This is a genomic window from Nostoc sp. 'Peltigera membranacea cyanobiont' 213, assembly GCF_002245975.1.
Classification (GTDB): Bacteria; Cyanobacteriota; Cyanobacteriia; order Cyanobacteriales; family Nostocaceae; genus Nostoc.
Genome location: NZ_NOLI01000270.1, coordinates 1 through 2,968, shown reverse-complemented (window position 1 = coordinate 2,968; position 2,968 = coordinate 1). Strand labels below are relative to the sequence as shown.

At 41.2% G+C, this 2,968-nt stretch carries 2 protein-coding genes and 1 pseudogene; all 3 read left to right on the top strand.

Annotation, left to right across the window (positions count from 1 at the left end; genetic code table 11):
- A partial coding sequence (locus tag CDG77_RS33655; protein ID WP_094333496.1) for an Hsp70 family protein occupies positions 1-1,314 on the top strand: 1,314 nt, incomplete at its 5' end.
- A gap of 67 nt (positions 1,315-1,381) precedes the next feature.
- Complete coding sequence (locus tag CDG77_RS33650; RefSeq protein ID WP_094333495.1) at positions 1,382-2,659, top strand: WD40 repeat domain-containing protein; 1,278 nt, start codon at positions 1,382-1,384, stop codon at positions 2,657-2,659.
- Between the two features lie 121 nt (positions 2,660-2,780).
- A pseudogene (locus CDG77_RS33645) lies at positions 2,781-2,968 on the top strand (STM4015 family protein); the annotation flags it as partial.

Here is a 2,968-nt window from a genome sequence, read left to right as displayed (position 1 = left end):
AAACGCGATTTGGCAGCAGATTTTGTCCCACCTCCGCGACAGTTGGATGGTAATAGTTACAGTGCTGAGGTGGTTTCGGAACTGTTTCTCAAGGAAATTTGGCAACAGGTTGAACAGCAATTACAACCCAGTAGCGTTATTTTCACAGTTCCCGTGGGTGCATTTGAGCGATATCTTGACTGGTTCCGCAACTTGGGCGACAAGTTAAATATTCCCGCCGTGCAAATTGTCGATGAATCTACCGCAGCAGCCCTTGGTTATGCTGTCAAGCATCCTGGTGCTGTGGTTTTGGTGGTTGATTTTGGCGGCGGTACTCTAGATTTAAGTTTAGTACGAACTGTCAGCGCTGAATCTGAACAGCAAGTAGTGCGTGCGGAAGTTATCGCCAAATCTGATGCTTTTATTGGCGGCGTAGATATTGATACATGGATTGTTGAACATTACCTGCAAAAAATCGGTTCCTCCCGTACTGAAGTTGGAGAAATCGGTTTTATGAATTTGCTGGAAGTAGCAGAAAGGGTAAAAATTCAAATTTCAACAACAGATGAGGCGAAAGAAGCTTGGTTTGATGATGAAAATTTTATGTCCCATGAATTGCAATTGCATCGGGACGAATTAGGCGAAATTTTAGAAAATCAACAATTATTAGAACAGCTAAGACAGGCGATAGATGAAGTATTAGCGATCGCACTTGCTAAAGGTATCAGCAAATCTACAATTGAACAAGTTTTATTAGTGGGTGGAACTTGTCAAATTCCCGCCGTGCAACAACTAGTAATTTCCTATTTTGGACGACAAAAGGTAAAGTTAGACAAACCCTTTGAAGCTGTCGCACATGGCGCATTAGCTTTAAGTGAAATGGCAGCAGTTGATGATTACCTGCGCCACAGTTATGCTATTCGTCTTTGGGAACCCCACAGCAAAAGTTATTCTTATTTAACTTTGATTGAAAAAGGGGCAAAGTATCCAGGGGCGCGTTCTGAAGCTTTAACTCTGCAAGTCGCCACAGAGGGACAGCGAGAAATTCGCCTTGATATTGGGGAAGTAGCAGAAGTTTCCCAAGCGGAAGTTTATTACGATACTCAAGGAAGGATGACAAGTAGCCAATTAGTAAAACAAGATAGTTACCGCTCTTTGGAAACTCATCATCAACAAGTATGTGTCGCTCATATCGAACCGCCTGGACAAACAGGAGTAGACCGAATACAGGCACAATTTGAAGTGAATGAACAACGGATGTTAGTAGTGACAGTGAAGGATTTATTGACTGGGAAGATGTTAGTTGATAGGGGAGCGATCGCTAAACTAAAATAATCTTATCTTTGCGCTATTTGCGTCTTTGCGGTTCGTTTAAAAAATAACCATAATTTTGTAAAATGCAATGCCAGAAAATCAGAATCAACCTAGAGAATATGATGCTGTGTTAGGTGGGCAAGTTACACCACCTGTTGCTGGCGTTGTTTTAGGGGGCATAGATGCTGTTAAACAGCGTTTAGCTAGTGTATCTTTGGAACAAAGAATTGCGGCGCTAGCAGATGCACTCAAGTATGGGGAAGCAGGTTTAGAATTAATCATTCAGACTTTGACAGATGTATCACCAGAAATACAGCTAACTGCTGAAAATTTGCTTTTCCAGCATCGGATAGAACCAAGAGTAAAACAAGCACTGCAAAAGTATAATCCTTGGCTACTATTTGAATGTCTGCAAACAATCAGCGGACATACAGATAGGGTTAACACGGTAGCCATTAGTCCTGATGGGCAAACATTTGTTAGTGGTGGTGGTCTTGAATTCGTGAGTGAAAACGGTGAAGTTGCAAAACTTTGGGATTTAAAAACAGGTCATCTCCTCAAAACTCTTGTTGGGCATTTAAGCTATATTCAGTCCATTGTTTTCAATCCTGATGGGCAAAGCGTTTTTACTAGTTGCTGCGAAACAATCAAATTGTGGAATTTGCAGACAGGTGTACAAGAGGATATTCTCACTTTTGCTACTTATGCGAATGAGGTTGAATCTCCAGCCAGAATTAGACTTTTCCCTATGTCAGGAGGAATTGATAGTTTTGCTATTAGTCCTGATGGTCACTTGCTTGTTTGTAGGATTACTTATCAACGGATGATTTTAGTGTGCGACTTACAAACACGACAGCAACTGCGTACCTTGCAAAGACCTCATCATGGTCATCATAGCCATTGTCTTGCTATTACACCAAATAAACAAATTCTTGTTGATGCTAATGATAGCAATGGGATTGATATATGGAATTTGGAGACAGGCGAACTAATGCGTACCCTCAAAGCACATTCTCAGCCTGTTCTGTCCATTGCAATTAGTCCAGATGGAGAAACTTTAGTTAGTGGTGATAACAACAACATAATTAAAGTTTGGAGTTTGCCTACAGGAGAGGAAAAGTTTACCATAAATGCACAATCAGGTAGTATTCTTTGTGTTGCTATCAGTCCAGATGGGCAGAATCTGATCGGCAGTTGTGGGGATGGCACTATAAAAGTATGGGACTTACACACAGGACGGGGAAAAGCCATCTTCAACGGACATACAGATGGGGTTCGTTCTCTTGCTATTAGCGCTGATGGGCAAACTCTGATTAGCGGTAGTCTAGACGGGACTATTAAAATATGGGGATTGCCATCAGGTTAGAAACAAGTGCGATCGCACTTCTGTTATTGAAAATAATTATCCCATATAAAGCGTATTTATGAAATTAGGTGATTATAGCGATCGCACTCAATAATTCCATCATATAAAAAGTAAAAACACTATGTCAAAAAATTCCAATCGCCCAACAGTTTATGATGCTGTCCTTGGTGGTCAAGAAAAAGCACCTCCTGGTGCTGTAGTATTAGGAGGACTAGAAGGTGTTAAAAGACGCTTGGCAAATCCGGTAGTTGAACAAAGAATCGCTGCACTAGAAGAAGCACTCAAGTATGGCGAAGCAGGTTTGGAATT

Excerpts from the sequence above, each read along its gene's own strand:
- CDG77_RS33650 (WP_094333495.1), top strand. The coding sequence starts at position 1,382 with ATGCCAGAAAATCAGAATCAACCTAGAGAATATGATGCTGTGTTAGGT.